This window comes from Microbacterium xylanilyticum (assembly GCF_054654695.1).
In genome coordinates this window covers 1,297,967-1,324,283 of sequence record NZ_BAAIEN010000002.1, presented here as the reverse complement: position 1 = coordinate 1,324,283, position 26,317 = coordinate 1,297,967, and the positions used below count along the sequence as shown (strand labels likewise).

24 protein-coding genes, 3 pseudogenes and 1 riboswitch are annotated in these 26,317 nt (G+C 70.4%); of the genes and pseudogenes, 12 read left to right on the top strand and 15 right to left on the bottom strand.

The window, feature by feature from the left end; all coding sequences use genetic code 11:
• Positions 1-2 precede the first annotated feature (2 nt).
• Positions 3-147, top strand: a riboswitch (FMN riboswitch).
• A 7-nt stretch (positions 148-154) separates the two neighbouring features.
• Positions 155-595, top strand: a pseudogene (locus ACYQ1L_RS06785) (6,7-dimethyl-8-ribityllumazine synthase); the annotation flags it as partial.
• Positions 596-658: 63 nt separating this feature from the next.
• Here ACYQ1L_RS06785 and ACYQ1L_RS06780 read toward each other — a convergent pair.
• From ACYQ1L_RS06780 to efeU, 5 genes are all read right to left on the bottom strand, one after another.
• Complete coding sequence (locus tag ACYQ1L_RS06780; RefSeq protein ID WP_460003461.1) at positions 659-1,303, bottom strand: FMN reductase; 645 nt, start codon at positions 1,301-1,303, stop codon at positions 659-661.
• A gap of 1 nt (position 1,304) precedes the next feature.
• Positions 1,305-2,519, bottom strand: coding sequence for an LLM class flavin-dependent oxidoreductase (locus tag ACYQ1L_RS06775; protein WP_460005775.1), 1,215 nt, complete (start codon positions 2,517-2,519; stop codon positions 1,305-1,307).
• Between the two features lie 124 nt (positions 2,520-2,643).
• On the bottom strand, positions 2,644-3,966 hold the full coding sequence (gene efeB / locus ACYQ1L_RS06770) for an iron uptake transporter deferrochelatase/peroxidase subunit (protein ID WP_460003460.1): 1,323 nt from the start codon (positions 3,964-3,966) through the stop codon (positions 2,644-2,646).
• A 1-nt stretch (position 3,967) separates the two neighbouring features.
• Complete coding sequence (efeO, locus tag ACYQ1L_RS06765; RefSeq protein WP_460003459.1) at positions 3,968-5,197, bottom strand: iron uptake system protein EfeO; 1,230 nt, start codon at positions 5,195-5,197, stop codon at positions 3,968-3,970.
• Positions 5,194-6,189 carry an iron uptake transporter permease EfeU gene (gene efeU, locus ACYQ1L_RS06760; protein WP_460003458.1) on the bottom strand — a complete coding sequence of 332 codons (996 nt, stop codon included), beginning with the start codon at positions 6,187-6,189 and terminating at the stop codon, positions 5,194-5,196. The genes efeO and efeU overlap by 4 nt, the downstream gene beginning before the upstream one ends.
• Before the next feature lie 219 nt (positions 6,190-6,408).
• On the opposite strand from efeU, the gene ACYQ1L_RS06755 reads away from it, so the two are divergent.
• Positions 6,409-7,413, top strand: a complete 1,005-nt coding sequence (locus ACYQ1L_RS06755; RefSeq protein WP_460003457.1) for an isopenicillin N synthase family dioxygenase — start codon at positions 6,409-6,411, stop codon at positions 7,411-7,413.
• Between the two features lie 64 nt (positions 7,414-7,477).
• Here ACYQ1L_RS06755 and ACYQ1L_RS06750 read toward each other — a convergent pair whose 3' ends face one another.
• Positions 7,478-7,621 (bottom strand): hypothetical protein, encoded by a 144-nt coding sequence (locus ACYQ1L_RS06750; RefSeq protein WP_460005870.1) that lies wholly within the window; start codon positions 7,619-7,621, stop codon positions 7,478-7,480.
• Here ACYQ1L_RS06750 and ACYQ1L_RS06745 point away from each other — a divergent pair.
• The 5 genes and pseudogenes from ACYQ1L_RS06745 (at position 7,581) to ACYQ1L_RS06725 (ending at position 11,890) form a co-directional block, all read left to right on the top strand.
• Positions 7,581-8,453: an ABC transporter ATP-binding protein gene (locus ACYQ1L_RS06745; protein WP_460005774.1), complete on the top strand. Its 873-nt coding sequence runs from the start codon at positions 7,581-7,583 to the stop codon at positions 8,451-8,453. The two genes, ACYQ1L_RS06750 and ACYQ1L_RS06745, sit on opposite strands and share 41 nt — an antisense overlap.
• Positions 8,450-8,934, top strand: a pseudogene (locus ACYQ1L_RS06740) (ATP-binding cassette domain-containing protein); the annotation flags it as partial. The gene ACYQ1L_RS06745 and the pseudogene ACYQ1L_RS06740, both read left to right, overlap by 4 nt.
• A gap of 195 nt (positions 8,935-9,129) precedes the next feature.
• Positions 9,130-9,474 (top strand): oligopeptide/dipeptide ABC transporter ATP-binding protein, encoded by a 345-nt coding sequence (locus tag ACYQ1L_RS06735; RefSeq protein WP_460005773.1) that lies wholly within the window; start codon positions 9,130-9,132, stop codon positions 9,472-9,474.
• Positions 9,461-10,671 (top strand): annotated as a pseudogene (locus ACYQ1L_RS06730) (amidohydrolase family protein). Before ACYQ1L_RS06735 ends, ACYQ1L_RS06730 begins: the two are co-directional and overlap by 14 nt.
• Positions 10,655-11,890 carry an MFS transporter gene (locus ACYQ1L_RS06725; protein ID WP_460003456.1) on the top strand — a complete coding sequence of 412 codons (1,236 nt, stop codon included), beginning with the start codon at positions 10,655-10,657 and terminating at the stop codon, positions 11,888-11,890. Before ACYQ1L_RS06730 ends, ACYQ1L_RS06725 begins: the two are co-directional and overlap by 17 nt.
• A gap of 93 nt (positions 11,891-11,983) precedes the next feature.
• On the opposite strand, the gene rpsO is transcribed toward ACYQ1L_RS06725, so the two are convergent.
• Complete coding sequence (gene rpsO / locus ACYQ1L_RS06720) at positions 11,984-12,253, bottom strand: 30S ribosomal protein S15 (RefSeq protein WP_045251768.1); 270 nt, start codon at positions 12,251-12,253, stop codon at positions 11,984-11,986.
• Between the two features lie 217 nt (positions 12,254-12,470).
• Between rpsO and ACYQ1L_RS06715 the strand changes: the two genes are divergently transcribed.
• Positions 12,471-13,703 (top strand): MFS transporter, encoded by a 1,233-nt coding sequence (locus ACYQ1L_RS06715; protein WP_460005772.1) that lies wholly within the window; start codon positions 12,471-12,473, stop codon positions 13,701-13,703.
• A 33-nt stretch (positions 13,704-13,736) separates the two neighbouring features.
• On the opposite strand, the gene ACYQ1L_RS06710 is transcribed toward ACYQ1L_RS06715, so the two are convergent.
• Positions 13,737-14,231, bottom strand: coding sequence for a carboxymuconolactone decarboxylase family protein (locus ACYQ1L_RS06710; protein ID WP_460003455.1), 495 nt, complete (start codon positions 14,229-14,231; stop codon positions 13,737-13,739).
• A gap of 85 nt (positions 14,232-14,316) precedes the next feature.
• Between ACYQ1L_RS06710 and ACYQ1L_RS06705 the strand changes: the two genes are divergently transcribed.
• Positions 14,317-15,183, top strand: a complete 867-nt coding sequence (locus ACYQ1L_RS06705; protein ID WP_460003454.1) for a sigma-70 family RNA polymerase sigma factor — start codon at positions 14,317-14,319, stop codon at positions 15,181-15,183.
• 69 nt (positions 15,184-15,252) lie between these two features.
• Positions 15,253-16,155, top strand: a complete 903-nt coding sequence (locus tag ACYQ1L_RS06700; protein WP_460003453.1) for a DNA-3-methyladenine glycosylase family protein — start codon at positions 15,253-15,255, stop codon at positions 16,153-16,155.
• 87 nt (positions 16,156-16,242) lie between these two features.
• Here ACYQ1L_RS06700 and ACYQ1L_RS06695 read toward each other — a convergent pair whose 3' ends face one another.
• The 3 genes from ACYQ1L_RS06695 to ACYQ1L_RS06685 form a co-directional block, all read right to left on the bottom strand.
• Positions 16,243-16,791, bottom strand: coding sequence for a YceI family protein (locus ACYQ1L_RS06695; protein WP_460003452.1), 549 nt, complete (start codon positions 16,789-16,791; stop codon positions 16,243-16,245).
• Between the two features lie 158 nt (positions 16,792-16,949).
• Complete coding sequence (locus ACYQ1L_RS06690; RefSeq protein WP_159576330.1) at positions 16,950-17,318, bottom strand: FKBP-type peptidyl-prolyl cis-trans isomerase; 369 nt, start codon at positions 17,316-17,318, stop codon at positions 16,950-16,952.
• A 219-nt stretch (positions 17,319-17,537) separates the two neighbouring features.
• The gene (locus ACYQ1L_RS06685) at positions 17,538-18,920 is read right to left on the bottom strand and encodes a PrsW family intramembrane metalloprotease (RefSeq protein ID WP_460003451.1); all 1,383 of its coding nucleotides are present in this window, start codon (positions 18,918-18,920) and stop codon (positions 17,538-17,540) included.
• A gap of 60 nt (positions 18,921-18,980) precedes the next feature.
• Between ACYQ1L_RS06685 and ACYQ1L_RS06680 the strand changes: the two genes are divergently transcribed.
• Positions 18,981-19,850, top strand: coding sequence for a fumarylacetoacetate hydrolase family protein (locus ACYQ1L_RS06680; protein WP_460003450.1), 870 nt, complete (start codon positions 18,981-18,983; stop codon positions 19,848-19,850).
• A gap of 76 nt (positions 19,851-19,926) precedes the next feature.
• Here ACYQ1L_RS06680 and ACYQ1L_RS06675 read toward each other — a convergent pair whose 3' ends face one another.
• From ACYQ1L_RS06675 to ACYQ1L_RS06660, 4 genes are all read right to left on the bottom strand, one after another.
• Positions 19,927-21,387, bottom strand: coding sequence for an aspartate ammonia-lyase (locus ACYQ1L_RS06675; RefSeq protein WP_460003449.1), 1,461 nt, complete (start codon positions 21,385-21,387; stop codon positions 19,927-19,929).
• Positions 21,388-21,451: 64 nt separating this feature from the next.
• Positions 21,452-22,354, bottom strand: a complete 903-nt coding sequence (locus ACYQ1L_RS06670) for a metallophosphoesterase (protein WP_460003448.1) — start codon at positions 22,352-22,354, stop codon at positions 21,452-21,454.
• Between the two features lie 64 nt (positions 22,355-22,418).
• Complete coding sequence (locus tag ACYQ1L_RS06665) at positions 22,419-22,751, bottom strand: peptidase (RefSeq protein WP_460003447.1); 333 nt, start codon at positions 22,749-22,751, stop codon at positions 22,419-22,421.
• Positions 22,748-23,998, bottom strand: coding sequence for an inorganic phosphate transporter (locus ACYQ1L_RS06660; RefSeq protein WP_460003446.1), 1,251 nt, complete (start codon positions 23,996-23,998; stop codon positions 22,748-22,750). The genes ACYQ1L_RS06665 and ACYQ1L_RS06660 overlap by 4 nt, the downstream gene beginning before the upstream one ends.
• Before the next feature lie 168 nt (positions 23,999-24,166).
• On the opposite strand from ACYQ1L_RS06660, the gene ACYQ1L_RS06655 reads away from it, so the two are divergent.
• Positions 24,167-26,299: a S9 family peptidase gene (locus ACYQ1L_RS06655; protein ID WP_460003445.1), complete on the top strand. Its 2,133-nt coding sequence runs from the start codon at positions 24,167-24,169 to the stop codon at positions 26,297-26,299.
• Positions 26,300-26,317: the final 18 nt, after the last annotated feature.

Below are 26,317 nucleotides of genomic sequence, written 5' to 3'. Positions count from 1 at the left end.
CGTCCTGTCCTCAGGGCGGGGTGGAATTCCCCACCGGCGGTGACGCGGCGATGCCGCGCGAGCCCGCGAACGGTCCCCATGGCGGGGACTGCCGATCCGGTGCGAATCCGGAGCCGACGGTCAGAGTCCGGATGAGAGAGGTCAGAAGGAGCAGTGCACCATGCCCAGAATCGCCATCGTCGCCGCGCAATGGCACTCCGAGATCGTCGAGCAGGCCGTCGCGGCCTTCCGTGAGCGGCTGACAGAGCTCGGGATCGACCAGGTCGACGTCTTCCGAGTTCCGGGAGCCTTCGAGATCCCGCTCCACGCCAAGCGGCTGGCCGTCACGGGCCGCTACGCCGCAATCGCGACGAGCGCTCTCGTCGTTGACGGCGGGATCTACCGGCACGACTTCGTCGCCGGAACCGTCGTCGACGCGCTCATGCGGGTGCAGCTGGAGACCGACGTCCCGGTGTTCTCCGCCGTGCTCACCCCGCACAACTTCCACGAGCACGCCGAGCATCGCGACTACTTCACCCGGCACTTCGCCGTGAAGGGCCGGGAGCTCGCCGATGCCGTGTCCGCCACGATCGAGAGCCTCGCCGCGATCGGCTGATCGCGACGGCGGTGGCCGGTGCACCCGAACGGAGTGCACCGGCCACCGTCCCTGTTTCGCGCCCTACTCCCCGGCGAGTCCGCCGAGGAGATGCCCGAAGGAGCGGCCCTCGCCGAGATAGTTGCCGGGGTCGAACGGATCCTTGTCTGCGGCCGGCTCGCGCCGCGCCATCGCCTCGGCGAGCTCCCGCGCGCCGCGCTCGATGCGCTGGCTGAGCGGCGCGACGTCGTCGGCCTTCGCGCCCCAGTCGCTGGATGCGGCGAACACGCCTGTCGAGACCGGCTCCGCGTGCAGGTACGTGAACAGCGGGCGGATCGCGTAGTCGATCGCGAGCGAGTGCCGCGCCGTGCCCGCGTTCGCGCCGATCAGCACCGGTTTGCCGGCGAGCGCGTCCGGATCCAGCACGTCGATGAACGACTTGAACAGGCCGGAGTAGCTCGTCGAGAAGATCGGCGTGACGGCGATGATGCCGTCGGCGGACACCACGGTGTTGATCGCGGAGTCCAGCGCCGGCGGCGCGAACCCGGTCAGCAGATTGTTGGTGATGTCGTGCGCGAGGTCGCGCAGCTCGATCACGTCGACGCTGACCTCGGATCCCAGCTCGCCGAGCCGGTGGGCGCTCTCCGCAGCGAGCCGGTCGGCGAGCATCCGGGTGGAGGACGGATTGCTGAGTCCCGCGGAGATCACCGCGATGCGACGCGCGCCCATCTCAGTTCGCCCCCTTCGTCGCCGCAGCGCCGAACGAGGAGCCGGCCGCAGCCGGGACCGCGCCGCCGTCCTGGTAGGGCGAACCGGCGGTGAGGTTGTCGCCGCGGTTCGCACCCGGACGCGCCTCCCGCGACGGTCCGTCTCCGTACACGGCCTTCACGCGCGCGGCGTGAGTGGGGGCGTCCGGAACGGAGGCGGGGCGGTTCTGGGCGAGCTCCTTGCGCAGCACCGGCACGACCTCGCCACCGAGCAGGTCGAGCTGCTCGAGCACGACCTTGAGCGGGAGCCCGGCGTGGTCCATCAGGAACAGCTGACGCTGGTAGTCGCCGAAGTGGTCGCGCATGGCCGCGTAGCGGTCGATCACCTGCTGCGGCGAGCCGACGGTGAGCGGCGTCATCTCGGTGAAGTCCTCCATCGAGGGGCCGTGGCCGTACACCGGGGCGTTGTCGAAGTACGGACGGAACTCGTCGATCGCGTCCTGCGACTTCGGCCGCATGAACACCTGGCCGCCGAGGCCGACGATCGCCTGCTCGGGGGTGCCGTGACCGTAGTGCGCGAAGCGCTGCCGGTACAGCTCGATGAGGCGCTGGTAGTGCTCCTTGGGCCAGAAGATGTTGTTCGCGAAGAAGCCGTCTCCGTAGTACGCGGCCTGCTCGGCGATCTCCGGCGTCCGGATCGAGCCGTGCCACACGAAGGGCGCCACGCCGTCGAGCGGGCGCGGAGTGGAGGTGAAGCCCTGCAGCGACGTGCGGAACTTGCCCTCCCAGTCCACGACGTCATTGGTCCACAGCTCGTGCAGCAGCGCGTAGTTCTCGATCGCGAGCGGCAGGCCCTGCCGGATATCCTTGCCGAACCACGGGTACACCGGTCCGGTATTGCCGCGGCCCATCATGAGGTCCATGCGGCCGCCGGAGACGTGCTGCAGCATCGCGTAGTCCTCGGCGATCTTCACCGGGTCGTTCGTGGTGATCAGCGTCGTGGACGTGGAGACGATCAGGCGCTCGGTCTGCGCGGCGAGCGCCGCGAGGAAGGTCGTCGGGCTCGACGACCAGAACGGCGGGTTGTGGTGCTCGCCGATCGCGAAGACGTCGAGGCCGACCTCTTCCGCATGCTTGGCGATCGTGAGCGTGTTCTGGATCCGCTCCCGCTCGCTCGGGGTCTCCCCGGTCACCGGGTTGCGTGTGATGTCGCTGACCGACATGAGGCCGAACTGCATTCCCGACCAGGTGCTCGACTCGCTCACTGCTGTCTCCTTCAGATTTCTATTCACTTGAATATATCTGGTGAAACACGTGCTGCTCAGAAGTATTCCCCGGATCCGGGATGCGGACCAGGTCCGCTCAGGCGAAGAGCCCGGCTCCGACGTAGGACCCCTTCTCCGCCCCGGGCGGGATCGCCCAGATCCCGGATCCGATGTGGCGGATGTACTCGCTCATCAGGTCGGTGGCGAGCCGCTTCTGCAGCGTCAGGAACTGCTCCGGCGAGCGCTGATAGGACAGGAAGAACAGCCCGGCATCGAGCCGGCCCAGGTCGTTGTTGCCGTCGACGTAGTTGTAGCCGCGGCGCAGGATCCTGATGCCGTCGTTGAGGGTGGGATGCGCGAGTCGCACATGCGAGTGCTCGTCGATCGCGGGGCCGGAGAACACCGGCTCCGTCATCTCGCCGCCGCCCGACAGCGGCGCCCCGCTGCCCTTGGCCCGGCCGATGGTGCGATCCTGCTCGGCGAGCCGCAGCCGATCCCAGGTCTCCACGAGCATCGCGATCTTGCGGGCGACGAGGTAGGACCCGCCCGCCATCCAGGCCGGCTCGTCCTTCTCCCCCACCCAGACGTGCTCGGCGAGCGCCTTCGCGTCGTCGGCGAGGATGTTCGCCGTGCCGTCCTTGTATCCGAACAGGTTGCGCGGCGTCTGCTGATCGGACGACGTGCGCGAGGTGCGACCGAATCCGAGCTGCGACCAGCGCAGCCGGGCCCGGCCGAACGCGATCCGGCTCAGGTTGCGCACCGCGTGCACCGCGACCTGCGGGTCGTCGGCGCAGGCCTGGATGCACAGATCCCCGCCGGTGTAGGCCGCATCGAGCGCGTCGCCGACGAAGCCGGGCAGGTCGGCGAGCACGGAGGGCCGCCGGTCCGCGATCCCGAACCGGTCGCCCTCGGCGAGGAAGAGGGACGGTCCGAGCCCGAACGTGATGGTGAGTCCGGCCGCGGTCAGGCCCTGAGCCTCTCCGGTGTCGTCCGGCGGCGCCTCCGGGGAGCCGCCGACCGCGCCCGAGGCGCTGACGTCCAGCCCCTTCGTGAGACGCGACGCGGCGTAGCTCCAGTCCTGGAGCAGCGAGATCAGGTCGTCGCGGCCGGCGCGGGGCATCATGTCGAAGCTCGCGAAGTGCAGATGGTCCTGCACGCGGGTCGTGATCCCCGCCTGATGCGCCCCTTCGAAGGCGTACTCGTCCGTGGCGGATCCGGGCATCCCGGCGGTCGCACCGATCGCCACGGCGCCGCCCGCGCCGACGGCGATGCCGGCGGCACCGCTGCCCAGCGCCCAGCCGATCAGGCCGCGGCGGCTGATGCCGGCACGCCCGGCGTTCTCGGATGCGGTCGCGTCCGTCGACTCGGACGCGGTCTCGGACTGCGGGGCCTGTCGCTCCCCGGCCTCGGATGCGGTCATGTCAGCCGAGGATCGTGCTGGTGAGCTTCGAGAGCGGCTCGGCGAGCGCGTTCAGCAGGTCGGTGAGGTCGCGCTTCTGCGTCTCTGTGACGGTCGAGTAGGGCGCGAAACCGCCCTTCAGCGAACCGTGCACGGCGAGCTCCGCCTCCAGCGCCGAGAAGCCGCGGTCGATCTGCCCCACGAGCTTGTCGCCCTCCGCGCCCTTGCTCTCCGCAAACTCGCGCACCACCGAGAACGCCATCTTGGATCCCTCGACGTTCGCGGCGAAGTCGGAGAGGTCGGTGCCGGACCACCAGTCCTCCTCGCCGGTGATCTTGCCGTTGGCCACCTCGTCCAGCAGGGAGATCGCTCCGTTGGAGATCCCGGCGATCCCCTTGGCCTCGAGATCCTTCACGAACGCGTCCGAGTGCACGTGGTCGAAGAGCTCCTGCAGATCGGCGAGAAGCTTGTCGGCGAACGCCGCACGCTCGGCGGGGGTCGACGGTGTCCAGTCCTGGGTCGCGGGCGTCGTGCCGTCCGAGTTCATGGCGCCTGCGGCCGGCGCCCACAGGTCCTTCTCGATGCGGTGGAAGCCGGTCCAGTCGATGCCCTCGGCCTTCGCGTCGAGCTCGCGGAAGTCCAGCCGCGGGTCGAGGGTGCCCAGCTGCTCGGCGATCGGCTCGATGCGCTCGTAGTAGGAGCGCACGGTCGCGAACTGCGCCTTGGCGGCCGCATCGTCGCCGTTGCGGTAGGCGTCGGTGAACGCCTTCGCCGCCGGCATCAGCTGACCGACCTGGTCCTTCACGTACGCCGCGTACTGCGTAAGGGCCTTGTCCTTCTGGGCCGCATCGCCGCCCTTCTCCGCGACCTTCGCACCGGTGACGGAGAACGCGGTCCTGCCGACACCGGATCCGGTCATGCCGGGCTTGCAGACGGTGAAGTACTTGCCCGGCTGGGCGACCACGGTGAGGGTGCGCGACGCACCGGGCGCCACGTTCTCGACCTCGCCGACGATGCGCACGCCGTCCGCGGCGAGAAGGTAGAACTCGGTGACCTCGTCCCCCTTGTTGCTCACGTCGAAGGCGAGCGTTCCGCTCGTCGCGGTGCCGGCCGAGACGGTGCACGCGTCGGCCGTGGACGACACGGTGAGGCGTCCGGCGGCAGCGACGTCGCTCTTCGCGACGCAGCCGGTGAGCGCGAGACCGAGGACGGTCACCGCCCCGAGCACGGCGAGAGGGCGGGAGAGAGTCATGAGGCTCCTTCGGAAGAGACGGTCGTCGACGCCACGCGGGCGGCCGACGTCTCCGCGGCGGCGAGCGCCGACGCGGACGAGGGGACGGGAGCAGAGGCGGAGGGCGCGGCGGCGGCACGCGGAACGGTGCGCCGCAGCCCGCGCACGAACAGGGTGCCGACGATCAGCAGGTACAGCGCCCAGGCGATCACTTGGATCCAGCTCATCCGCGGCATGAAGCCGACCGTGGCCTGCAGCAGCACTGCGAGGGCGCCGTCGGGGCGGACAGCGGCCGACACGTCGAAGGCCCAACCGAAGGGAAGCGCCGCCCAGCCGGTCAGCACCGCACCGCCGGCGTCGAGCGGTGCGGCAGCCGTGAACGGACCGGGCACGACCCCCGCCTCCTGCAGGTCGCTGAACGCGTACGCGAGGACGCCGGCGGCGATGACGACGAGGAAGCCGCCGGTCCAGGTGAAGAAGCGGGACAGGTCGAGACGCACCGCGCCGCGGGCGAGAAGCCAGCCGGCGAGGACGGCGACGACGAGTCCGAGAGCCGCGCCGAGGATCGCCGAGGGCGCGTCGGCGAACGACTGCACCATCGACCACAGCAGCAGCGTGGTCTCGACGCCCTCGCGCGCCACCGACACGAACCCCACCAGGACGAGCGCCCATACGGTGCCCGCCTCGAGGGCGCGGTCCACGCCGCCCTGCAGGGTGGCCTTCATCGTGCGCCCGGCCTTGCGCATCCAGAAGATCATCCAGGTGACCATGGCGACCGTGACGATCGACAGCGTGCCGCCGATGATCTCCTGGCCCTGGAACGTGAGCGCGTAGGCGCCGAACGTGAGCACCGCTCCGATGACCAGGGCGAGCAGGACAGCGGCTCCGACGCCCGCCCACAGCCGCGGCAGAACGTCCTTGCGGCCGAGCCGCTTGAGGTAGGCGACGAGGATGCCGACGACGAGCGCGGCTTCGAGGCCTTCACGAAGGCCGATGAGGAAGGTGGCGAACACGGAGGGCAGTTCCTGACGAGGTTGTGAGGTAAGGCATCCCTTACCTCCTCACTGTAACATCCGACGCACGGCTGCTCCGCACCGCCAGTCGGCGTCTCCGCGCGCACCGCGGCCCGCCCACCGTATGCGAGAACGAGCCCCTCGCACCCGAGCGCGGGCCGGGAGTAATCCTCGGCAACATTCGGCTCCGCCCCGCTCGCGCCGATCTAGCCTCGGCTCATGGCCGAACTGAACCTCCCCATCCTGGATCTCTCTCAGCTCGACGCCGGCCCTGAGGCGGCCGCGCGATTCCGCGACGACCTGCGCGCGGCGACGCACGACGTCGGATTCTTCTACCTCACCGGAACCGGCGTGACGCCGGAGCTGGAGGGGCGCCTGCTCCAGGCCGCCAAGGACTTCTTCGCCCTGCCCGAAGCCGACAAGCTCGCGATCGAGAACGTGAAGAGCCCGCACTTCCGCGGATACACCCGGATCGGCGGCGAGCGCACGCAGGGAGCGGTGGACTGGCGCGAGCAGATCGACATCGGTCCCGAGCGCGAGGCGGTCGACGGCGGCCCGGGTTACAACCGTCTGATCGGGCCCAACCTGTGGCCCGCGGCTCAGCCGGAGCTGCGCGAGGTCGTCGCGGAGTGGCACGAGCACCTCTCCGGTGTCGCACGCAAGCTGCTGCGCGCCTGGGCGCTCGCACTGGGCGCTGCGGAGAGCTACTTCGAGGAGAACTTCGGCGACCCGTCGACACTGATCAAGATCGTCCGCTACCCCGGCACGCATGAGCCCGAGCCGCAGCAGGGCGTCGGCGCCCACAAGGACTCCGGCGTGCTGACGCTGCTCTGGGTGGAGCCCGGCAAGGGCGGCCTGCAGGTCGAGCGGGACGGCATCTGGGTCGACGCTCCCCCGGTCGACGGCGCGTTCGTCGTCAACATCGGCGAACTCCTCGAGTACGCCACCGACGGCTATCTCAAGGCGACGAACCATCGCGTGGTCTCGCCGAAGGCTCCGGACGAGCGGATCTCGATCCCGTTCTTCTTCAACCCCGCTCTCGACGCGCGGCTGCCGCTCATCGAGCTTCCGCCGGAGCTCGCCGCTCAGGCGCGCGGCATCACCAAGGACCCGTCCAACCCGATCCACGCCCTGTACGGCGAGAACGCCTTGAAGTCACGGCTGCGCGCGCACCCCGACGTGGCGGCGATCCACCACGCGGACCTGGTCGGCGCTCCGGCCTGACCCGGAGCCGGCCCCGGCGTGGGATGCGCCCCCCGTGTCGCTGGGCGCGCATCCCACGCCGTTCTCAGGCGTCCAGCACGCCGTCCAGCTGCGCGAGCACGGGTTCGCGGCTCATCTCGATGTGCGCGTACATCTGCGCCGAAGCGAGGGCCCCCCGCCCGTGCGCGATCGAGTCGACGAGTTCGTCGTGCTCGTCGTTCAAGGGCACCCGTGCGCGCGTCAGCGGACAGATCCTGTTCGAGGGCACGGATCTCGTGCCCCTCAGCGAGAACGAGATGCGCCCCTACCGTGGACGCAAGATCGGCATGATCTTCCAGGATCCGCTGTCGGCGATGCACCCGTTCTACACGGTGGGCACGCAGATCGCCGAGGCCTACCGGGTGCACAACACGGTGAGCGCCAAGGCCGCGAAGGCCCAGGCGATCGACATGCTCGCCCGCGTCGGCATCCCGGATCCGGTGTCGCGCTACGACGCCTACCCGCACGAGTTCTCCGGCGGGATGCGGCAGCGCGCGATGATCGCCATGGCGCTCATCTGCGAGCCGGAGCTGCTCATCGCGGACGAGCCGACGACCGCGCTCGACGTCACCGTGCAGGCGCAGATCCTCGACCTCATCTCCTCGCTGCAGCAGGAGACCGGATCCGCGGTCATCTACGTCACGCACGACCTGGGCGTCGTGGCCGAGGTCTGCAAGCGGGTCGTGGTCATGTACGGCGGCCAGTGCGTCGAGCAGGCCGACGTCGTCGACGCGTTCGACCGCACCGCGCACCCGTACACGAAGGGGCTGCTCGCCTCGATGCCGTCGATGGCGGACGATGCGGGGCGGCTCACCCCGATCCCGGGCTTCCCGCCGTCGCTGCTGAACCTGCCCCGGGGATGCCTCTTCGCGGAGCGCTGCCCGGTGCGCCATCTCGTCCCCGGCGACCGGTGCCTCACCGAGCGCCCCGCACTGCACGGCACCGGGTCGCACCGTTCCCGCTGCCACCTGTCCGAGAGCCTCGGCATGCCCGACGCCGTCCCCATGGAGGCCGCACGATGAGCGAACCGCTGCTGCAGGTCGAGGGCCTGACGAAGCACTTCTCCGTCTCGAAGGGGTTCCTCCGGCCGAAGAGCACCGTGCGCGCCGTGGACGGCGTGTCCTTCACGCTCGAGCGCGGGAGGACGCTGGGCCTCGTCGGCGAGTCCGGATGCGGCAAGTCGACGACGGCCGCCTGCTCATGCGCCTGCTCTCCCCGACCGCGGGGAGCATCAGGCTCGACGGTCAGGAGATCGCGGGGCTCAAGGGCTCGGAGCTGCAGGACTTCCGCCGTCGCGTGCAGATGGTGTTCCAGAACCCGGCGTCGTCACTGAACCCGCGCCAGAGCGTGGGAGCGGCGATCGCGGCTCCGCTGCGCGCCCAGGGCATCAGCCCCAAGGAGGGGATGAAGACCCGGGTGCAGTCGCTCATGGATCGCGTGGGCCTGCGGCCCGAGCATTACAACCGCTTCCCGCACGAGTTCTCCGGAGGGCAGAAGCAGCGCGTCGGCATCGCCAGGGCGCTCGCCCTCGAACCCGACGTGGTGATCTGCGACGAGCCGGTCTCGGCGCTGGACGTGTCCGTGCAGGCGCAGGTGATCAACCTGCTGCAGGACATCCAGGCGGACACCGGGATCTCGTACGTGTTCATCGCCCAGGACCTGTCGGTGGTCAAGCACTTCGCCGACGAGGTCGCCGTGATGTACCTGGGCAGGATCATGGAGTTCGGCACGCGCGACGAGGTGTTCGACGCACCCCGGCACCCGTACACGCAGTCGCTGCTGTCCTCGGTCCCCTCGCCGGATCCGCACGCCGACCGCAGCGGACGGATCCGGCTCACGGGAGATCTCCCGCACCCGTCGAACCCGCCGAGCGGCTGCGTGTTCCGGACCCGCTGCCCCGTCTTCCCGCTCCTGCCCGAGGAGAAGAAGACGATGTGCGTGGAGCAGGTGCCCACCGGCGCCGCCGCCTGCCACCACCTGCCCGAGGCCGCGGCCTTCGCCGCGAGCACCCCCGAAGAGAGGAAGATCCATGCTGATTCGTGACGTCCGACCCTGGGGCGGCGACGCCGCCGATGTCGTGATCGAGGACGGCCGGATCGCCGCGATCCGCCCGCACGATGCGGCCTCTCCGGTGGTGGGGGCGACGTGGACGGCCGCGGCCGTCTCCTGCTGCCGTCGTTCAGCGACGTGCACGTGCACCTGGACTCCAGCCGCATCGGACTGCCCTTCCGCGAGCACACCGGGGCTCCGGGCGTGTGGGCGATGATGATGAACGACCGCCTCAACTGGCGCAACACCGACGTGCCGCACGCGGAGATCGTCGCCGGCACGCTGGAGCGGATGATCGCCCGCGGCAGCACGCGCGTGCGCAGCTACGCGCAGGTGGACGTGGACTGCAAGCTGGAGAAGTTCGAGTCGGTCATGGCGGCGAAGGAGAAGTTCCGGGACCACGCCGACGTCCAGATCATGACGTTCCCGCAGGCCGGCATCCTGCTCGAGGAGGGCACGGTCGACTACCTCGAGGAGTCCCTCAAGCAGGGCGCCGACGTCATGGGCGGCATCGACCCGTCGCAGCTCGACCGGGATCCGGTCACGCACCTCGACATCGTGTTCGGGCTCGCCGAGAAGTATCAGGTGGAGATCGACATCCACCTGCACGAGCCGGGTCACCTGGGCGTGTTCAGCACCGAGCTCGTGCTGGAGCGGGTGCGCGCGATCGGCCTGCAGGGCAAGGTCACGATGTCGCACGCCTACGAGCTCGGCGGGGTGGACGAGGCCACCAGCCGCCGTCTGATCGACGCGTTCGCCGAGCTCGACATCGCGATGGCCAGCGTCGCGCCCGCTGCGCGCAACCAGCTGTCGCTCGTCGACCTGGTCGAATCCGGCGTGCGGTTCGGCCTGGGCGAGGACGGGCAGCGCGACTACTGGAGCCCCTACGGCAACTGCGATCCGCTGGACCGCACGTGGCAGCTCGCGTTCACGAACAACTTCCGCCGCGACGAGCTCATCCAGATGTGCCTGGCCATCGCGACCATGGGCGGCGCCAGCATCATGTCGCACGAGGTGCCGCGCTTGAAGGGCGTGCAGGACCGCCCGGGGACGGCGGTCGGAGACCGGGCCGACCTGGTGCTCGTCGACGGCGAGACCCCGACCAGCGCCGTGATGGACCGCGGTCTGGATCGCACCGTCATCCATGACGGGCGGGTCGTCGCCGATGGCCTTCGTGTCCTCGCACACTGAGCGGACGGGCGGCACGGCGGGCGCGGTGCGGGCCGGGCACGCGGGTTCCCGGCCCGCACCGTCCGGCGGAGCCGCCCGCGCCTTCGCCCTCGCGGCCGCGCTCCTGGTCGGCGTGAATCTCCGGCCTGCGATCACCTCGGTGTCCGCCCTGCTGGACCAGGCGACGAGCGAGTTCGGACTGGACGGCGTGGAGCGCAGCCTGCTCGCGACGCTCCCCGTGATCGCGTTCGGCCTGACCGCCCCGCTCGGGCCGCTGCTGGCGCGACGCGTGGGCACGACGCGCGCGATCCTCGTCGCCATGGCGGCTCTCGCCGCGGCACTCGTCCTGCGTGCGGTGAGCGGCTGGACGCTGCTGCCGGGGACGTTCCTCGCCGGCGCGGCGATCATGGTCGCCGCGACGCTGCTGCCGCCGTACCTGAAGGCGCTCGGCGCGAGCGGTCTCTGGGTCGGCCTGAGCAGCATGTCGTTCGGGATCGGCGCCGCCCTCGGGGCGGCCCTCGCCGTGCCGCTCGACGAGGCGTTCGGCCTCGCTCCTGCGCTCACCGCGTGGGCGCTGCTGGCGGTGCTCGCCGCGCTCGCGCTGCTCGCAGTGGATCACGGGTCCCCGGCCGCCGCGCCGACCAGGGCGCCCATCGCGATCCCCGCAGGCACGCGCGCCACGGTGGCGCTCATGACGACGGTGTTCTCGCTGCAGGCGCTGCTGTACTTCGCGGTGACCACGTGGCTGCCGCTCATGCTGGCCTCGCACGGAGAGAGCCGCGCCGCCGCGGGCGCTCTGCTGGGCTGGTTCAGCCTGATCGGGCTCGTCCCCACCCTGGTCGCCCCGGTGATCGCGCGCCGTCGCCGCTTCCTGACCTGGTTCGGTCCTGGTCTGGGGGTCATCATGGCCGCGGGGTTCACCTGGTTCGCGCTGGACGGCGGCCACGACCCGGTCGTCGTCACCGTGCTCGGGATCGCGCAGAACGCGGGGTTCGGGCTCGCCATGGGCCTGCTCGTGAGCCTCGCCGCCGACGAGTCGTCCGCGGGGATCCTCTCCGCGATCGCGCAGGGCGCCGGCTACGCGGTCGCCGGCACGGGAAGCCTGCTGCTGGGCCTCGTGCACGAAGCCACCGGCGCATGGACGGCGAGCCTGCTGATCATGGCGGTCTGCGGGATCCTGCTCGCCGGATCCGTGGCGCTCGTCATCCGCCGGCGCCCGGTGTCGCTCCTGCGGCCCTGAGGACCGTACCTGCTCCGGACAAAGGTCGAGGCCCGCCCCACACCGTGGGACGGGCCTCTCAAGAATGTTCTGCGCGATTGAACGCTGGGCTGCTTAGCGGCGCAGGCCGAGACGCTCGATCAGCGAGCGGTAACGCTCGATGTCGACGTCCTGGAGGTAGCCGAGCAGACGACGGCGCTGACCGACGAGCAGGAACAGGCCACGACGCGAGTGGTGGTCGTGCTTGTGCTCCTTGAGGTGCTCGGTGAGGTCCTTGATGCGCTGCGTCAGCATCGCAACCTGCACCTCGGGGGATCCGGTGTCACCGGGGTGCGTCGCGTACTCTTCGATGATCGCCTTCTTGACGTCTGCATCCAGTGCCATAGGTGATCCCCTTCCTCTTTGCTGCGCGGTGCCCGACGCCGGATGCGTGGGCTCTCTTTATCCGCGGCCGATCGAACGGCAACCGCACAAGTCTATCAGCACCGGGCGCCCATGCGCGCCGCACCGGATCCGAGGCTCGTCCGACGCGGATACGCTCGATCGAGTGAGTCACCTGATCGACCTGAGCCCGTTCCGGCAGAGCCCGGCATTCGCCCGGATGTGGATCGGATCCACGCTCAGCGGCATCGGCGGTCAGCTCACCGCGGTCACGGTGATGCTGCATGTGTTCGCGCTCACGCACAGCACGTTCGCCGTGTCCATGACCGCGGTGGCAGGGCTCGTGCCGATGATCCTCGCGGGTCTCTACGGAGGGATGCTGGCCGACGCGTTCGATCGCCGGCGGGTGGCGCTCCTCGCCGCCGTGGTCACCTTCGCGGCCACCGCCCTGCTCGCGGTCCTCACCTGGACGCACACCGAGAGCATCTGGTGGCTGTACGCGCTCAGCATGCTCATCGCCGCCGCGAACTCCGTGGGCATGGCGACGCGCACGGCGATCGTGCCGCGCCTTCTCCCCCGCGAGCTGCTGGCGCCGGCCTCGGCGCTCAACGGGGTCGCTTTCGGGATGACCGTGATGGTCGGTCCGGCACTCGCGGGCGTGCTCGTGGCGCTCACCGGTTACGGGTGGACCTACACGATCGACGTGGTCCTGATGCTGTCGATGTTCCTCGGCCTGTGGACGCTGCCCGCGCTCGCGCCGGAGGGCGAGATCGTGCGCCCGGGTCTCGCCTCGCTCGTCGACGGATGGCGCTTCCTGCGGCGTGCGAGCAACATCCGCATGCAGTACGTGCTGGACCTCTGCGCGATGACCTTCGGACAGCCGCTGGTGCTGTTCCCCGCTCTCGGCACCGTGATCCTCGGAGGCGGCGCGGTGACGACCGGCCTGCTGACCGCGGCCGTCGCGGTCGGCACCTTCCTGTCGAGTCTGTTCTCCGGGCGCATCGTGCACTACCGCTGGCACGGCCGGGGCATCGCTCGCGCCGTGCAGGCCTACGGCGCCGTGATCGCCCTGTTCGGGGTGGTGCTCGTCGCCGGGGCGCTTCTGCCCGGCAGGCACGCCGATGCGGCATCCCCGGACGTCCTGCTGATCGTGCTCGCCTGCATCGCCCTGGCGTTCTCGGGCGCCGCCGACAACGTGAGCTCGATCTACCGCAACACGATGATGCAGGCCGCCGTGCCGGACGCGATGCGCGGGCGCCTGCAGGGCGTGTTCATCGTCGTCGTGGCCGGCGGGCCGCGCCTGGGCGCGCTCTACGCGGGGACGCTCGCCTCGCTCACGGCGCTGTGGTTCCCGCCGCTGCTCGGCGGGCTGGTGGTGATCGGCCTCGTCGCCGTGCTCATGCGGCTGAGCCCGCGGTTCCGCGCCTACGACGCCGAGGAGCCGCAGCCCTGAGCAGCGCCCTGGGCTGCGGCTCCGGCGGCGGCGTCAGCGCTGCCCGGCGGGCTGCCGGATCGCGACGTTGATGCGGTTCCACACGTTGATCGCGCTGATCGCGAGGATCAGGGCGGACAGCTGGCGCTTGTCGAACTGCGCCGACACCTCGGCCCAGAGCTCGTCCGGCACCGGGTCGGCGGTGTCGGCGATCCGGGTCAGCGCCTCGGTGAGCGCGAGCGCAGCGCGCTCCCGGGCGGTGAACAGCGGCGCCTCGCGCCAGGCCGCCACGCCGAACACCCTCTCGTCGCTCGCGCCGTCGGCGCGCATCTCCTTGGAGTGCTCGATGGTGCACCAGCTGCAGCCGTTGATCTGGCTCGCACGCAGGTGAACCAGGTGCAGCAGCTCCTCCGGCAGATCGGTCGACGTCGCCACCCTGCTGAGCCCGGTGAGCGCGTCGAAGCCGCCCTCCAGCAGGAACGCCGGGTGAGGCATCCGCGCCTTGATCCCGACGGCGGCCGTGGTGTCGATGGTCTGGTCGATGGTCATGTCAGACTCTTCCCGTTCTCTGTGTCGTGCACCGCGCCGTTCGCCGCGGTCACTCTGATGACACGCCGGCCGGAGGAGATGTGACATGAGTGATCAGAATTCTTTCGCGGTGCTGTTCGAGGAGCATCGCCCGCGGCTCCGCCGTCTCGCCGAGCGCATGCTCGGATCCACCGCGGAAGTGGACGACGTCGTCCAGGACGTCTGGCTGCGCGCATCCCGGGCGGGCGTCGACGACGTGGAGAACATCGGCGGCTGGCTGACCACGATCGCCTCGCGCGCCTGCCTGAACGTGCTCCGCACGCGGGCCACCCGCGGCGAGATCCCGCTGGACGATGACGGGGACCCGATCGTCGAAGCGGATCCGCGCACGCCGGATCCGCTCGCCCGGGCCCAGCAGGAGGACGCGGTCGGTGCGGCGCTCACCCTCGTGCACGAACGCCTCTCCCCCGCCGAGCGGGTCGCGTTCGTGCTGCACGATTCCTTCGACGTGCCGTTCGAGCACATCGCGGACCTGCTCGAGCGCTCCCCCGACGCCGTGCGGCAGCTCGCCAGCCGCGCCCGGCGTCGAGTGCGCTCGGCCGATGCCGCCGGCATCCGGTCTGTGCGGGAACGGCGCCCTGTCATCGACGCGTTCTTCGCCGCGGCCCGCGCCGGCGACTTCGACCGCCTGGTGTCGCTGCTCTCGCCGGAGGTGGAGCTGCGCATCGATCAGGGGCTGTCGGTCACGGCGCTGGTCCGGGGCGACGCGGCCGTGGCGAGCCGCGCCCTCATGTTCGCGATCCCCGATGCCGTGCTCGAGCCGGTGCTCGTCGACGGCCTCCCGGGAGTGGTGGTGACGGTCGCGGGACGCGCGGTCTCGGTCATGGCATTCGATGTGGCCGGCGAGCGGATCGCCGCGATCGATGCCTTCGCCGGCCCCGCCCGGGTGGCGGCGCTCGCGCTCCCCGCGTGACAGCCGGGCGTCTGCGCGCGAGCTGATCGCCCCGCGCGAATGTCCCCGCCCCGGAGCAGAGTGTGCGGCATGAGCACCGCCATCCGCACCACCACACTGCCCCTCGTCGGGCCGTACGACCTCCGCGAGGTCGCACTCATGGGATTCGGCCACCGCGACGAATCCGCCTTCGACGGCGTCATGCGACTGGCGTTCTGCACCGATGCGCTCGACACCCAGGTCGGCGTGGAGGTGCGCCAGCAGGATGACGCGCTCCTCCTGACCGTGCACGGCGACGGCGACCTCGACGCGATCGCCGCGCAGGTCGCCCGGGTCGTCTCCGCCGACCACGACGGCGAGGCCTGGGCGCGGGTGTGCAGCGCCGATCCCGTGCTCGCGCGCGTGCACGCGACAGCTCCGGGCTTCCGTCCCTCGAACTTCTACAGCCCGTACGAAGCCGCTGTATGGGCCGTGCTGTCGGCGCGCCGTGCGCGGCGGCAGGGGATCGCGCTGCGCGAACGGCTGTCGCGTCGGCACGGCGCGGTCTTCGAGGTGGCCGGGCGCAGCGAGGCCGCACTCCCCCTGCCCGAGCAGCTGCTCGGAGTCGAAGCCTTCCCCGGGCTGCCGTCGGATCGGGTCCCGCGACTGCACGCGATCGCTCGAGCGGCGCTGGACGGCCGGCTCGACGTGCAGCGGCTCGCTGCGCTCCCGCCGGCGGACGCGATGCGCGACATGCAGCAGCTGCCCGGCATCGGACCGTTCTACAGCGCACTGATCGTGATCCGCTCCTGCGGATTCGCCGACGTGCTGCCCACCCAGGAGGATCACACGCGGGCGGCGGTCCAGGCCCTGTACGGCCTCGATCACGCCCCCGATCAGGCGGAGCTCGAGCGGATCGCGGAGGCCTGGCGCCCGTTCCGCACCTGGGCGGCGGTGGCGCTGCGGGCGGTCGGATCCCGGCTCATCGACGAGAAGCATGCGATGACGGCGTGACGCTCCCGCCGCCCCGCGGAGACGACGAAGGGCGGACGCCGCATGCTGCGGCGCCCGCCCTCGAGTCGTGCCGGGCTGATGCGGAGGTCAGGCCTCCAGCGCGCCCTGCAGGTCGAGCGTGATCGTCACGTCCTTGCCGACGAGGACGCCGCCGGTCTCCAGTGCCGCGTTCCAGGTGAGACCGAAGTCCTCGCGGTTGATGACGGTCTTCGCCGAGGCGCCCGCCTTGTAGTTGCCGTACGGGTCGGAGCCGAAGCCGCCGAAGTCGAGCTCGAAGGTGACCGGCTTGGTGACGCCGTGGATGGTGAGGTCGCCGTCGACGAACAGGTCGCCGTCCTCGGCGCGTGCACCGGTGGAGACGAAGTCCATCGTCGGGTACTTCTCCACGTCGAAGAAGTCGCCGGACAGCAGGTGTCCGTCGCGGCCGGCGTCGCCGGTGCTCAGCGAGCTCACGTCCACGCTCGCCTCGACGCGCGCCTCGAGCGGGTTCTCGGGGGCGACGAGGGTGGCGCTCTTCACGCCGAACGTGCCGCGCACCTTCGAGATCATCATGTGACGGACGCTGAAGGTGACCTCGCTGTGGGCGGGGTCGAGGTTCCAGGTGCCGCTGCGGTAGCCGGGGATGTCGATGGTCATGAGTGCTCCTCGTCGGAAGTTTCGTGGGTGTCGCGTCGGCGACATGATCATCCAACCTGCATTCATCTGAATACATTCCCGACTCGCCGGATTTTTTCGGAACGGTGCCCGGACACGATGAAGGCCCCGCCTGATGACGGGGCCTTCGCTCGAATCGTTCAGCCGACGGCGACGAGGTCGATGATGAAGATCAGCGTCTTCCCACCGAGGAAGTGACCGGATCCGGCCGGCCCGTAGGCGAGGTGCGGCGGGATGGTCAGCTCCCGACGGCCGCCGACCTTCATGCCGGGGATGCCCTCCTGCCAGCCCTGGATCAGGCCGCGCAGCGGGAACTGGATGGTCTCCCCGCGACCCCAGGAGGAGTCGAACTCCTCGCCGCTGTCGTACTCGACTCCGGCGTAGTGCACGGTCACGGTGTCGCCGGGCTTGGCCTCGTCGCCCGTTCCCTCGATGATGTCGCGGATCACGAGCTCCGTGGGAGCGGGTCCGGTGGGGGCGTCGAACTCGGGCTTGGTGCGCTCAGTCATGCCTCCATACAACCCGAGCGCGCACGGCGAGGTCAACGCGAACGGTGCGCCGACGGCGAACAGGGCCGCGGCCAGGGCTCTGTAGGGACGGGATCCGTCGGTGCGGAATCCTTGACATCCCGGCGCGGCGGGTGCAACCTGTCTTCAGATCAACTCAGCGCCCGGAGGACTTGCAGGCATCGCCGCAGCACCGGGCGCTGAGTCTTGCTCCGCGAGGCCTCACACCGCCAGCAGCGCGTCCCGGGCGGCGTGCGTCCGGTGCAGGAGCGCCTGCTCGTCCTGCGCGGCCAGCGGGTCCCGGCCCGTGATGATGCGCTGGCGCACCGACGCCAAGGTCGTGGCGTCCTTGATGAACCCGCGCATGACGGGCCGGCGGTCGCCGCGGAGACCCGCGGCCCATTGCAGGCCCGCGCGTCGTCCCGCCGGCGTCGCGAGCATCGACACCTCCTGAGGCGTGAACCACCCGGCGGTCGCATAGTCGCTGAGGCGGGCATAGGTCAGCCGCGCCTCCTCCTTGCGCAGCAGGATGATCGCGATGATGAAGCCCACGAACAACGGCACCTGCAGGACGAAGTAGACCACGTAGAAGCTGCCGATCGACGCGGATCCGTTCCACAGCGCGTGCAGAGCCATGGCGCCGAGCAGGCCGACGGCCCCGAACCCCAGTGCCCGCCCCGCAGAGGCACCGCGTCGTGCCGCGAGGCCGATCGCGAAACCTGTCACCGAGGTGAACATCGCGTGCGCGAAAGGCGACATGAGCCCGCGGAGCACGAACGTGCCGGTGAGCTCGCCCGGCCCGCCCTCGATCAGGCTGATCGCGAAGTACTGGATGTTCTCGGTGAAGGCGAAGCCGGCGCCGACGAGCGCACCGTAGACGATGCCGTCGATCGGTCCGTCGAAGGTGCGCCGTGCCATCAGGAAGATCAGGAACACGCCGAGCCCCTTGGCCCCCTCCTCGACGAGCGGGGCCTGGACCACCGCGCTCAGGTCACTGCTGCGCTCCCCCAGGAGGAGGGTGAGCAGCGTGTCGACCAGCAGGGCGAGCCCGACGGCGGCGATCGCTCCCCACGCGATCGCGAAGGCGATGAGCGAGCGCGGCTCCGGCTCCCAGCGGTCGATGAAGAACACGCCGAAGAACACGATCGCGAGCGGGATGAGGGCGAGCACCATGCCGATCACCGACGCGGCGGGCCCGAGCGCCAGCACGAAGTACGCGATGAGCCCCAGCAGAACGAATCCGAGCGCGCCGAACGCCCACACCGAGGCGTGGCGGCCCTTGACGGACGGGACGGGCAGCGCGGGCACGGCCTGGACCGGGGCGGGCGGCGTGTACGTGCCATAGGCGACGGCGCCGTGATGCTCCGGCCTCTGCGCCAGCACGGAGCCGTACACCGGCGATACCGGCGTGGAGGCCGTCTGCGGATAGCTCTGCGGCTGGACGAACTGAGGCTGCTGCGCGTACTGGGGCTGCGTGTATTGCGGCTGCGCGTATTGCGGCTGCGACTGGTACTGCGGCGAAGCGGCGGCGGCGGGCGGGGCGTACGGCGAGGTCTGCGGGGCGGGGCGCTGCGCGGCCGGATCGCCGTGTCCTCCAAAGCTCATGCCCAAAGCCTAGAGGCTCGCTCGGGGGGCGTCGCGGACGCGGCCGGTAGCGTGGAACCCATGCGGTTCGCTCATCTGCGCCGTCCCGAGTCCGACATCCCCGTCCTCGCCGTCCTCGACGACGCCGGCGCGACGCTCGTCTCCGATCTCGTGGATCCGGCCCCTGCCACACTCCAGCAGCTCATCGAGGGCGGCGACGACCTCCTCGCCCGCGTGCGCGCTGCGCACGCCGAAGGCACCGCCCCGGTGCGCCCTCTCGACGGATTCGGGTTCAGCTCGGCCGTGCTCGCTCCCCCGGTCGTGCTGGCCGTCGGACTGAACTACGCCGCGCACTCGAGCGAGCTCGGACTCAAGACCGACACCGCCCCGACCGTGTTCACGCTGTGGCCCAACTCGCTCAGCGGCCATGGACAGACGACCTCCTGGCCGCGCGCCCTGTCCGAGTCGGTCGACTACGAAGCCGAGCTCGGCGTCGTGATCGGCACCGCGGCGAAGGACGTCTCCGCCGCGGACGCGCTCGACCACGTGTGGGGATACACGGTGGTCAACGACATCACCGCCCGCGACATCCAGTTCGCCGAAGCGCAGTGGTCGCGCTGCAAGTCGTTCGACGGCTTCTCCCCCACCGGCCCCGTCGTCGTGACCGCCGACGAGATCCCGGATCCGCAGGATCTGCACATCTGGACCGTGGTCGACGGCCACACTGTGCAGGACGCTTCGACCGCGCAGATGGTGCGGTCCGTGCCGGCGCTGATCGCGCACCTGTCGCGCTCGCTCACCCTGCGCCCTGGGACGCTGATCTCGACCGGCAGCCCCGGCGGCGCCGGATACTCGCGCGACCCGCAGATCTTCCTCCGCGACCGCTCGACCGTGACCGTCGGCATCGACGGAATCGGCGAACTCACGACGCACTGCCGGATCCTCGACTGACCTCGCGGGGGGGGACGCTCCCTACGCGAACGGCCCGCCACTCGAGAAAGCGGCGGGCCGTTCGGCGTGCGAGCGCTCAGGCCCCGGCGTCGACGTCCTTCGTCGGGATCACCGGGATCGCCGCCGTGATCGTCTCCAGGCCCGAGAGGCGGGCCGGCGAGAGCTGCTTGGTGACCTCTTCGCGCGACATCAGCCCGGCCTCGACGACGAGGTCGGCGACGTTGCGGTTGGTCAGCAGCGCGGTCTTGGCGAGCGCCGCGGACGCCGCGTAGCCGATGAACGGCGTGAGCGCCGTGATCACGCCCACCGACGATCCGACCATGGCGCCGAGACGGTCGCGGTTGGCCGTGATGCCGTCGACGCAGTTGACCCGCAGCGTCCACATCGCCTGACGCATCCAGGTGATCGACTGGAAGATCGAGTGCGCGATGACCGGCTCGAACGCGTTCAGCTGCAGCTGTCCCGCCTCGGCCGCCATCGTCACCGTCATGTCCGCGCCCGCGACCGCGAACGCCACCTGGTTCACGACCTCGGGGATCACCGGGTTCACCTTGCCCGGCATGATGCTGGATCCGGCCTGCATCGCGGGCAGGTTGATCTCACCGAGACCGGCCTGCGGACCCGACGACAGCAGACGCAGGTCGTTGCAGATCTTGGAGAGCTTCATCGCGTTGCGCTTGAGCGACGAGGAGAACGACATGAAGGATCCGGTGTCGCTCGTCGCCTCGACGAGGTCGCTCGCCGTCGCCAGGTCCAGGCCGGAGATCTCGCGCAGGTGCTTCAGGACAGCGGGCGCGTAGGCGGGGTGCGTGGTGATGCCGGTGCCGATCGCGGTCGCGCCCATGTTGATCTCGTACATGAGCCAGGCGTTCTCGGTGAGGCGCGTGTGGTCGTAGCCGAGGGTGGAGGCGAAGCCGTGGAACTCCTGACCGAGCGTCATCGGCACGGCGTCCTGCAGCTGGGTGCGGCCGACCTTGAGCACGTCGTGGAACTCGCGCGCCTTGTTCAGGAACGACACGCGCAGCAGGTCGAGCTCGTCCAGCAGGGAGCGCAGGTTGAGCGAGAGACCGATCTTGATCGCGGTCGGGTACACGTCGTTCGTGGACTGGCTGCGGTTGGTGTGGTCGATCGGCGAGAGGAAGGCGTAGTCGCCCTTCTCGCGGCCGGCCAGCTCGAGCGCGATGTTGGTGATGACCTCGTTCGCGTTCATGTTGGTCGAGGTGCCTGCCCCGCCCTGGATGACGCCGACGATGAACTGGTCGTGGAACTCGCCGTTGATGACCTTCTGCGCCGCGGCGTCGATGAGGTCGGCCTTCTCCGGGTCGAGGACGCCGATCTCCTTGTTGGCGCGGGCGCTGGCCTGCTTCACCATCGCGAGGGCTTCGATCAGCTCCGGGTAGACGGAGATCGGACGCTTCGTGATCGGGAAGTTCTCGGCGGCGCGGAGCGTATGGATCCCCCAATACGCATCAGCAGGGATCTCCTTGCTTCCCAGGGAGTCGGTTTCGGTTCGGGTGGCAGGCGCAACGGCGGCCATGGACACATCCTCGTGGGTGATGGCGAACAGGGAAGGGGGATGCATCCATCTTAGCCGTCCGCGCTCACCGTCCCGGTTTGCGCGAGAACGCCTCCAGCCGCTGCTCCGGAGTCAGCTGCGCCATCCGGGCGACCCATTCCGGGCTGAAGGTGTCCACCGGCGTCGCCTCGACCACCGGGACCACGGTGTGCGTGATGGTCTCGGGCCGCACGTGCACGAGCTGGAACGACTGCGCCGCGTCCATGCCGTTCACCCGGTCCCCCGGGCTCGCGACGTCCATCGTGTAGCACGTGGCGCTCGCGACGCTCACCGGGATCCCGGCGAACGTGGCGTGCAGCGAGTAGTGCAGGTGACCGGCGAGGATGCCCCGCACGTCGGATCCGCGCAGGATCTCGGCGAGCTCGTCCTGATGGCGGAGCTCGAGGATGTCGAAGAAGGGGATGTGACTGGGCACCGGAGGATGGTGCATCGCCAGCAGCGTGCCGTGCGGCGCGGGCGTCGCCAGCTGCTCGGCGAGCCAGGCGCGCTGCTCGGCGTCCACGTCGCCGTGGTGCCAGCCGGGGACGGTGGAGTCCAGGGCGATCACGCGCAGGCCGTTCAGCTCCCAGACGGCGGTGAGCGGATCCTCGCTGGGCGGCGCGGCGAGCAGATGCTCACGCAGCGCGGGGCGCTCGTCGTGGTTGCCCGGGACCCAGATCACCGGCGCGCCCAGGCGCTCCGAGACGGGCTCCATCGCGGCGCGGAGCCGCCGGTATGCGTCGGGCTCGCCGAGGTCGGCGAGATCGCCGGTGACCACGATCGCGTCGGGGCGCTCGACGGCGTTCTCGATCGCCGCCAGGGTGCGCGCCAGGGTGCGGTCCACGTCGAAGCGGCCGCCCAGGGCGGCGCCGCCGGCGAGCAGGTGCGGATCGCTCAGGTGCACGAGGGTGTGCGTGGGCGGCGCGTATCGGCCGAACTGCACTGTCATGCCCCCAGGCTAGCCGGAGCTCCGGACGCGGGAAGGACCCCCCTTGCGTGCCGGAGGGCCGCGGCTACTTCACGACGATGAGGAGGATGCCGCCGACGACCGCCGCCGTGCACACTGCGAAGCAGGCGTAGGCGGCGACGAGCGCGAGCACCTTCTCGCCCTCGCTCAGCGGGCTCTTGCGGGCGGCCTTCGCGGCGGCCTTCGCGGCCCGCTTCGCCTCTTTCTCGCTGATCACCGTGATCGCGTCGGTGAACTCCACGGGTGTGACCACCGGCACCCGCCCGGAGCGCACCAGCATGCGCAGGCCGAGCGCGTAGAAGCCGACCACGATCAGCGTGCCGATCAGTGCGGCGCCGAGCACCTGGAAGAACGCCTCCCAGTGGATGACCACGGTCATCGCTCCGCCCCCTTCTCCTTGGCCTTGGCCTTCGCCTTCGCACGTTCGCGCGCCCGCTGCGCGCGGGCCTGACGCGGAGTGAGCGGCGGCTCCTCGGGCACCTCGACGGCACGACCGGAGTCGGCCACCTCGCTGAAGGCGTTGTTGGCGGTGACCGCGTTGCGCCGCGAGCGCAGGAACAGCCCGACGATCACGGCGAGCGCCAGGATCGCGTCGATGAGCACGCCCCAGCCGTGGCCGACGACAACGATGAGTGCGGCGACGGCGCCGACGGCTGCCGCAGCCGGAAGCGTGAGCACCCAGCCGATGGCGATGCGGCCGGCGGTGCGCCAGCGCACGGCGGATCCGCGCCGGCCCAGTCCGGATCCGATCACGGATCCCGAGGCGACCTGCGTCGTGGACAGTGCGAAGCCGAGCGCGCTGGACGCGAGGATCGTGGCAGCGGTGGACGTCTCGGCCGCGAAGCCCTGCGCGGGCTTGACGTCGGTGAGCCCGCGGCCGAGGGTGCGGATGATGCGCCAGCCGCCGAGGTAGGTGCCGAGCGCGATCGTGCAGGCGCAGGCGACGATGACCCACAGCTGCGGCTCGTGATGCGCCCCGGACTGCCAGCCGACGGTGATGAGGGCGAGGGTGATGACGCCCATCGTCTTCTGGGCGTCGTTCGTGCCGTGCGCGAGCGCGACCAGCGAGGACGTGAAGATCTGCCCCCAGCGGAACCCGCTGCGGCCGTCGGGCTTGCCGTCGTAGCGGCGTGTGATCAGGTACGCGAGTTTGGTGGCGAGGAAGGCGATGAGGCCGGCGGTCACCGGGGCGATGAGGGCCGGCAGCACGACCTTCGACAGCACGGCGCCGAAGTCGATGCCGTTCATGCCGATCCCGACGAGCGTGGCGCCGATGAGACCGCCGAACAGGGCGTGCGACGAGCTGGACGGGAGTCCGAGCAGCCACGTGAGCATGTTCCAGGTGATCGCGCCGATGAGGCCCGCGAAGATCAGGGCCGGGAACAGATCGCTGTGGATCTGGTCCTCCCGGACGATCCCGCCCGAGATGGTCTTGGAGACCTCGGTCGACAGGAACGCACCGACGAGGTTCAGACCGGCGGCGAGCATGACCGCGGTGCGCGGCTTGAGCGCGCCGGTGGCGATCGGGGTCGCCATGGCGTTCGCCGTGTCATGGAACCCGTTGGTGAAGTCGAAGAAGAGTGCCAGCAGGATCACCAGCACGACGATGAGGGCTGCGGTTTCCACCGTTCGCTTTCGTGAAGTGGAGGGACGTGACGAACGAAGAGTTCACCGGGAGTACAGCATCCGTTAACGGGCCGCTTTGCATCCTCCCACCCCGGCCCAGGCCGGTCAACTCGGGCCCGGATCCCCGCACGAGGTCGCGGGCCCCCGGCCCTCGGCTAGCGTGGGAAGGTGACCTCCGTCTCCGCTTCATCCTCTCCCTCCTCGCTCGTCCCGCCGCGCGCCGCGCGCCGCTCCCGGATCCGCAGCCACCACGGCGACGTGTTCGACGATCCCTACGACTGGCTGCGCGCGAAGGACGATCCCGAGGTGATCGCGCACCTCGAGGCCGAGAACGCCTACACCGAGGCCCGTCTCGCGCACCTGGAGCCGTTGCGCGAATCCCTGTTCCAGGAGATCAAGGGACGCGTGCAGGAGTCGGACCTCTCCGTGCCGACCCGCCGCGGCGACTGGTGGTATTACGGCCGGACGGTCGAGGGGCAGCAGTACGGCCTGCAGTGCCGCGCCGCGGTCTCCTCTCCCGACGACTGGACGCCCCCCGTGCTGGATCCGGCCGTTCCGGTGCCCGGCGAGCAGATCCTGCTCGACGGCAACGTGGAGGCCGAGGGGCACGAGTTCTTCGCGATGGGTGCCTTCGACGTCTCGGACGACGCCACTCGACTGCTCTGGTCGACGGACTTCGAGGGCGACGAGCGGTACACGGTGCGCGTGCGCGATCTCGTCACCGGCGAGACGCTCCCCGACGAGATCCCCGGCACATCCGGCGCGTTCTTCACGCCCGACGGCGCGTCCGTGATCTACACGACCGTCGACGAATCCTGGCGCCCGGACACCCTGTGGCTGCACCGCATCGGCACGCCCGTGGCCGACGACGTGCAGCTGTTCCACGAGGCCGACGAGCGGTTCTGGCTCGGCGCGGGGATCACCCGCAGCCGGAAGTACCTCGTCATCGGCGTCGGATCCTCGATCACGAGCGAGGAGCTGCTCGTCGATCTGGACGACCTCACCGCCCCGCCGCGCGTCGTGTGGCCGCGCCGGGAGGGCGTCGAGTACTCGATCGAGCACGCCGTGGTCGACGGCCGCGACGAACTGCTCATCCTGCACAACGACGGCGCGCTGGACTTCGAGCTCGTCGCCGTGTCCGCCGCCGACCCGCAGGGAGAGCGCCGCGTAGTGCTGCCGCACACACCGGGACGGCGCCTGCTCGACGTCGACGCGTTCCGCGACGTGACGGTCGTCGCGTACCGATTCGAGGGCCTGGAGCGCATCGCGCTGATGGATCCGGCGACCGGCGCTCTGGACGAGCTCGCCTTCGACGAGCCGCTGTATTCGGCCGGCTTCGGCGGCAACCCGGAGTGGGCCGCCCCGTTCCTGCGTCTGGGCTACGGATCCTTCGTGACCCCGGCCACCGTGTACGACCTGGAGCTGGCGACCCGCACGCTGCACCTGCGCAAGCGCCAGCCCGTGCTCGGCGGGTACGACCCGGCCGAGTACGGACAGCGCCGCGATTGGGCGGTCGCCGACGACGGCACGCGCGTGCCGATCTCGCTGGTGTGGAAGCGCTCGTTCGGTGAGCCGGGCGCCGCACCCCGGCCGGTGCACCTGTACGGCTACGGCTCATACGAGCACTCGATCGACCCGGGCTTCTCCGTCATGCGCCTGAGCGAGCTCGACCGCGGCGTGGTGTTCGTGGTCGCGCACGTGCGCGGCGGCGGCGAGATGGGCCGGCAGTGGTACGAGGACGGCAAGCTCGGGCGGAAGACCAACACCTTCACCGACTTCGTCGCCGCGGCGCGCCACCTCGTCGCCTCCGGCGTGACCGTCCCGGAGCGGATGGTCGCCGAAGGCGGCAGCGCCGGAGGCCTGCTCATGGGCGCCGTCGTGAACCTCGCGCCGGAGCTGTTCGGCGGCGTGCTCGCCTCGGTGCCGTTCGTCGACGCGCTCACCACGATCCTGGATCCGTCACTGCCCCTCACCGTGATCGAGTGGGACGAATGGGGCGACCCGCTGCACGACGCCGAGGTGTACGCGTACATGAAGTCGTACACGCCGTACGAGAACGTGCGCGACGGCGTCGCCTACCCGTCGATCCTCGCGGTCACCTCGCTCAACGACACCCGGGTCCTGTACGTGGAGCCCGCCAAGTGGGTTTCGCGCCTGCGCGACGCCGGGGCGGAGGACGTGCTGCTCAAATGCGAGATGGTCGCCGGTCACGGCGGCGTCAGCGGGCGGTACAACTCCTGGCGCGAGCGCGCCTTCGAGCTCGCCTGGATCCTGGACCGCCTGGGCGCCACCGAAGCGTGAGCGGAGGCCGCGCACGGG

What these genes read in the sequence shown, in the direction of transcription:
- ACYQ1L_RS06670 (WP_460003448.1), bottom strand. Translation starts at nt 22,354, where the DNA reads ATGACAGTGCAGTTCGGCCGATACGCGCCGCCCACGCACACCCTCGTG.
- ACYQ1L_RS06700 (WP_460003453.1), top strand. Translation starts at nt 15,253, where the DNA reads ATGAGCACCGCCATCCGCACCACCACACTGCCCCTCGTCGGGCCGTAC.
- ACYQ1L_RS06710 (WP_460003455.1), bottom strand. Translation starts at nt 14,231, where the DNA reads ATGACCATCGACCAGACCATCGACACCACGGCCGCCGTCGGGATCAAG.
- efeB (WP_460003460.1), bottom strand. Translation starts at nt 3,966, where the DNA reads ATGACCGCATCCGAGGCCGGGGAGCGACAGGCCCCGCAGTCCGAGACC.
- ACYQ1L_RS06775 (WP_460005775.1), bottom strand. Translation starts at nt 2,519, where the DNA reads ATGCAGTTCGGCCTCATGTCGGTCAGCGACATCACACGCAACCCGGTG.
- ACYQ1L_RS06680 (WP_460003450.1), top strand. Translation starts at nt 18,981, where the DNA reads ATGCGGTTCGCTCATCTGCGCCGTCCCGAGTCCGACATCCCCGTCCTC.
- ACYQ1L_RS06780 (WP_460003461.1), bottom strand. Translation starts at nt 1,303, where the DNA reads ATGGGCGCGCGTCGCATCGCGGTGATCTCCGCGGGACTCAGCAATCCG.
- efeO (WP_460003459.1), bottom strand. Translation starts at nt 5,197, where the DNA reads ATGACTCTCTCCCGCCCTCTCGCCGTGCTCGGGGCGGTGACCGTCCTC.
- rpsO (WP_045251768.1), bottom strand. Translation starts at nt 12,253, where the DNA reads ATGGCACTGGATGCAGACGTCAAGAAGGCGATCATCGAAGAGTACGCG.
- ACYQ1L_RS06705 (WP_460003454.1), top strand. Translation starts at nt 14,317, where the DNA reads ATGAGTGATCAGAATTCTTTCGCGGTGCTGTTCGAGGAGCATCGCCCG.
- ACYQ1L_RS06695 (WP_460003452.1), bottom strand. Translation starts at nt 16,791, where the DNA reads ATGACCATCGACATCCCCGGCTACCGCAGCGGCACCTGGAACCTCGAC.
- ACYQ1L_RS06755 (WP_460003457.1), top strand. Translation starts at nt 6,409, where the DNA reads ATGGCCGAACTGAACCTCCCCATCCTGGATCTCTCTCAGCTCGACGCC.
- ACYQ1L_RS06665 (WP_460003447.1), bottom strand. Translation starts at nt 22,751, where the DNA reads ATGACCGTGGTCATCCACTGGGAGGCGTTCTTCCAGGTGCTCGGCGCC.
- ACYQ1L_RS06735 (WP_460005773.1), top strand. Translation starts at nt 9,130, where the DNA reads ATGTACCTGGGCAGGATCATGGAGTTCGGCACGCGCGACGAGGTGTTC.
- ACYQ1L_RS06675 (WP_460003449.1), bottom strand. Translation starts at nt 21,387, where the DNA reads ATGGCCGCCGTTGCGCCTGCCACCCGAACCGAAACCGACTCCCTGGGA.
- ACYQ1L_RS06715 (WP_460005772.1), top strand. Translation starts at nt 12,471, where the DNA reads ATGTGGATCGGATCCACGCTCAGCGGCATCGGCGGTCAGCTCACCGCG.
- ACYQ1L_RS06685 (WP_460003451.1), bottom strand. Translation starts at nt 18,920, where the DNA reads ATGAGCTTTGGAGGACACGGCGATCCGGCCGCGCAGCGCCCCGCCCCG.
- ACYQ1L_RS06690 (WP_159576330.1), bottom strand. Translation starts at nt 17,318, where the DNA reads ATGACTGAGCGCACCAAGCCCGAGTTCGACGCCCCCACCGGACCCGCT.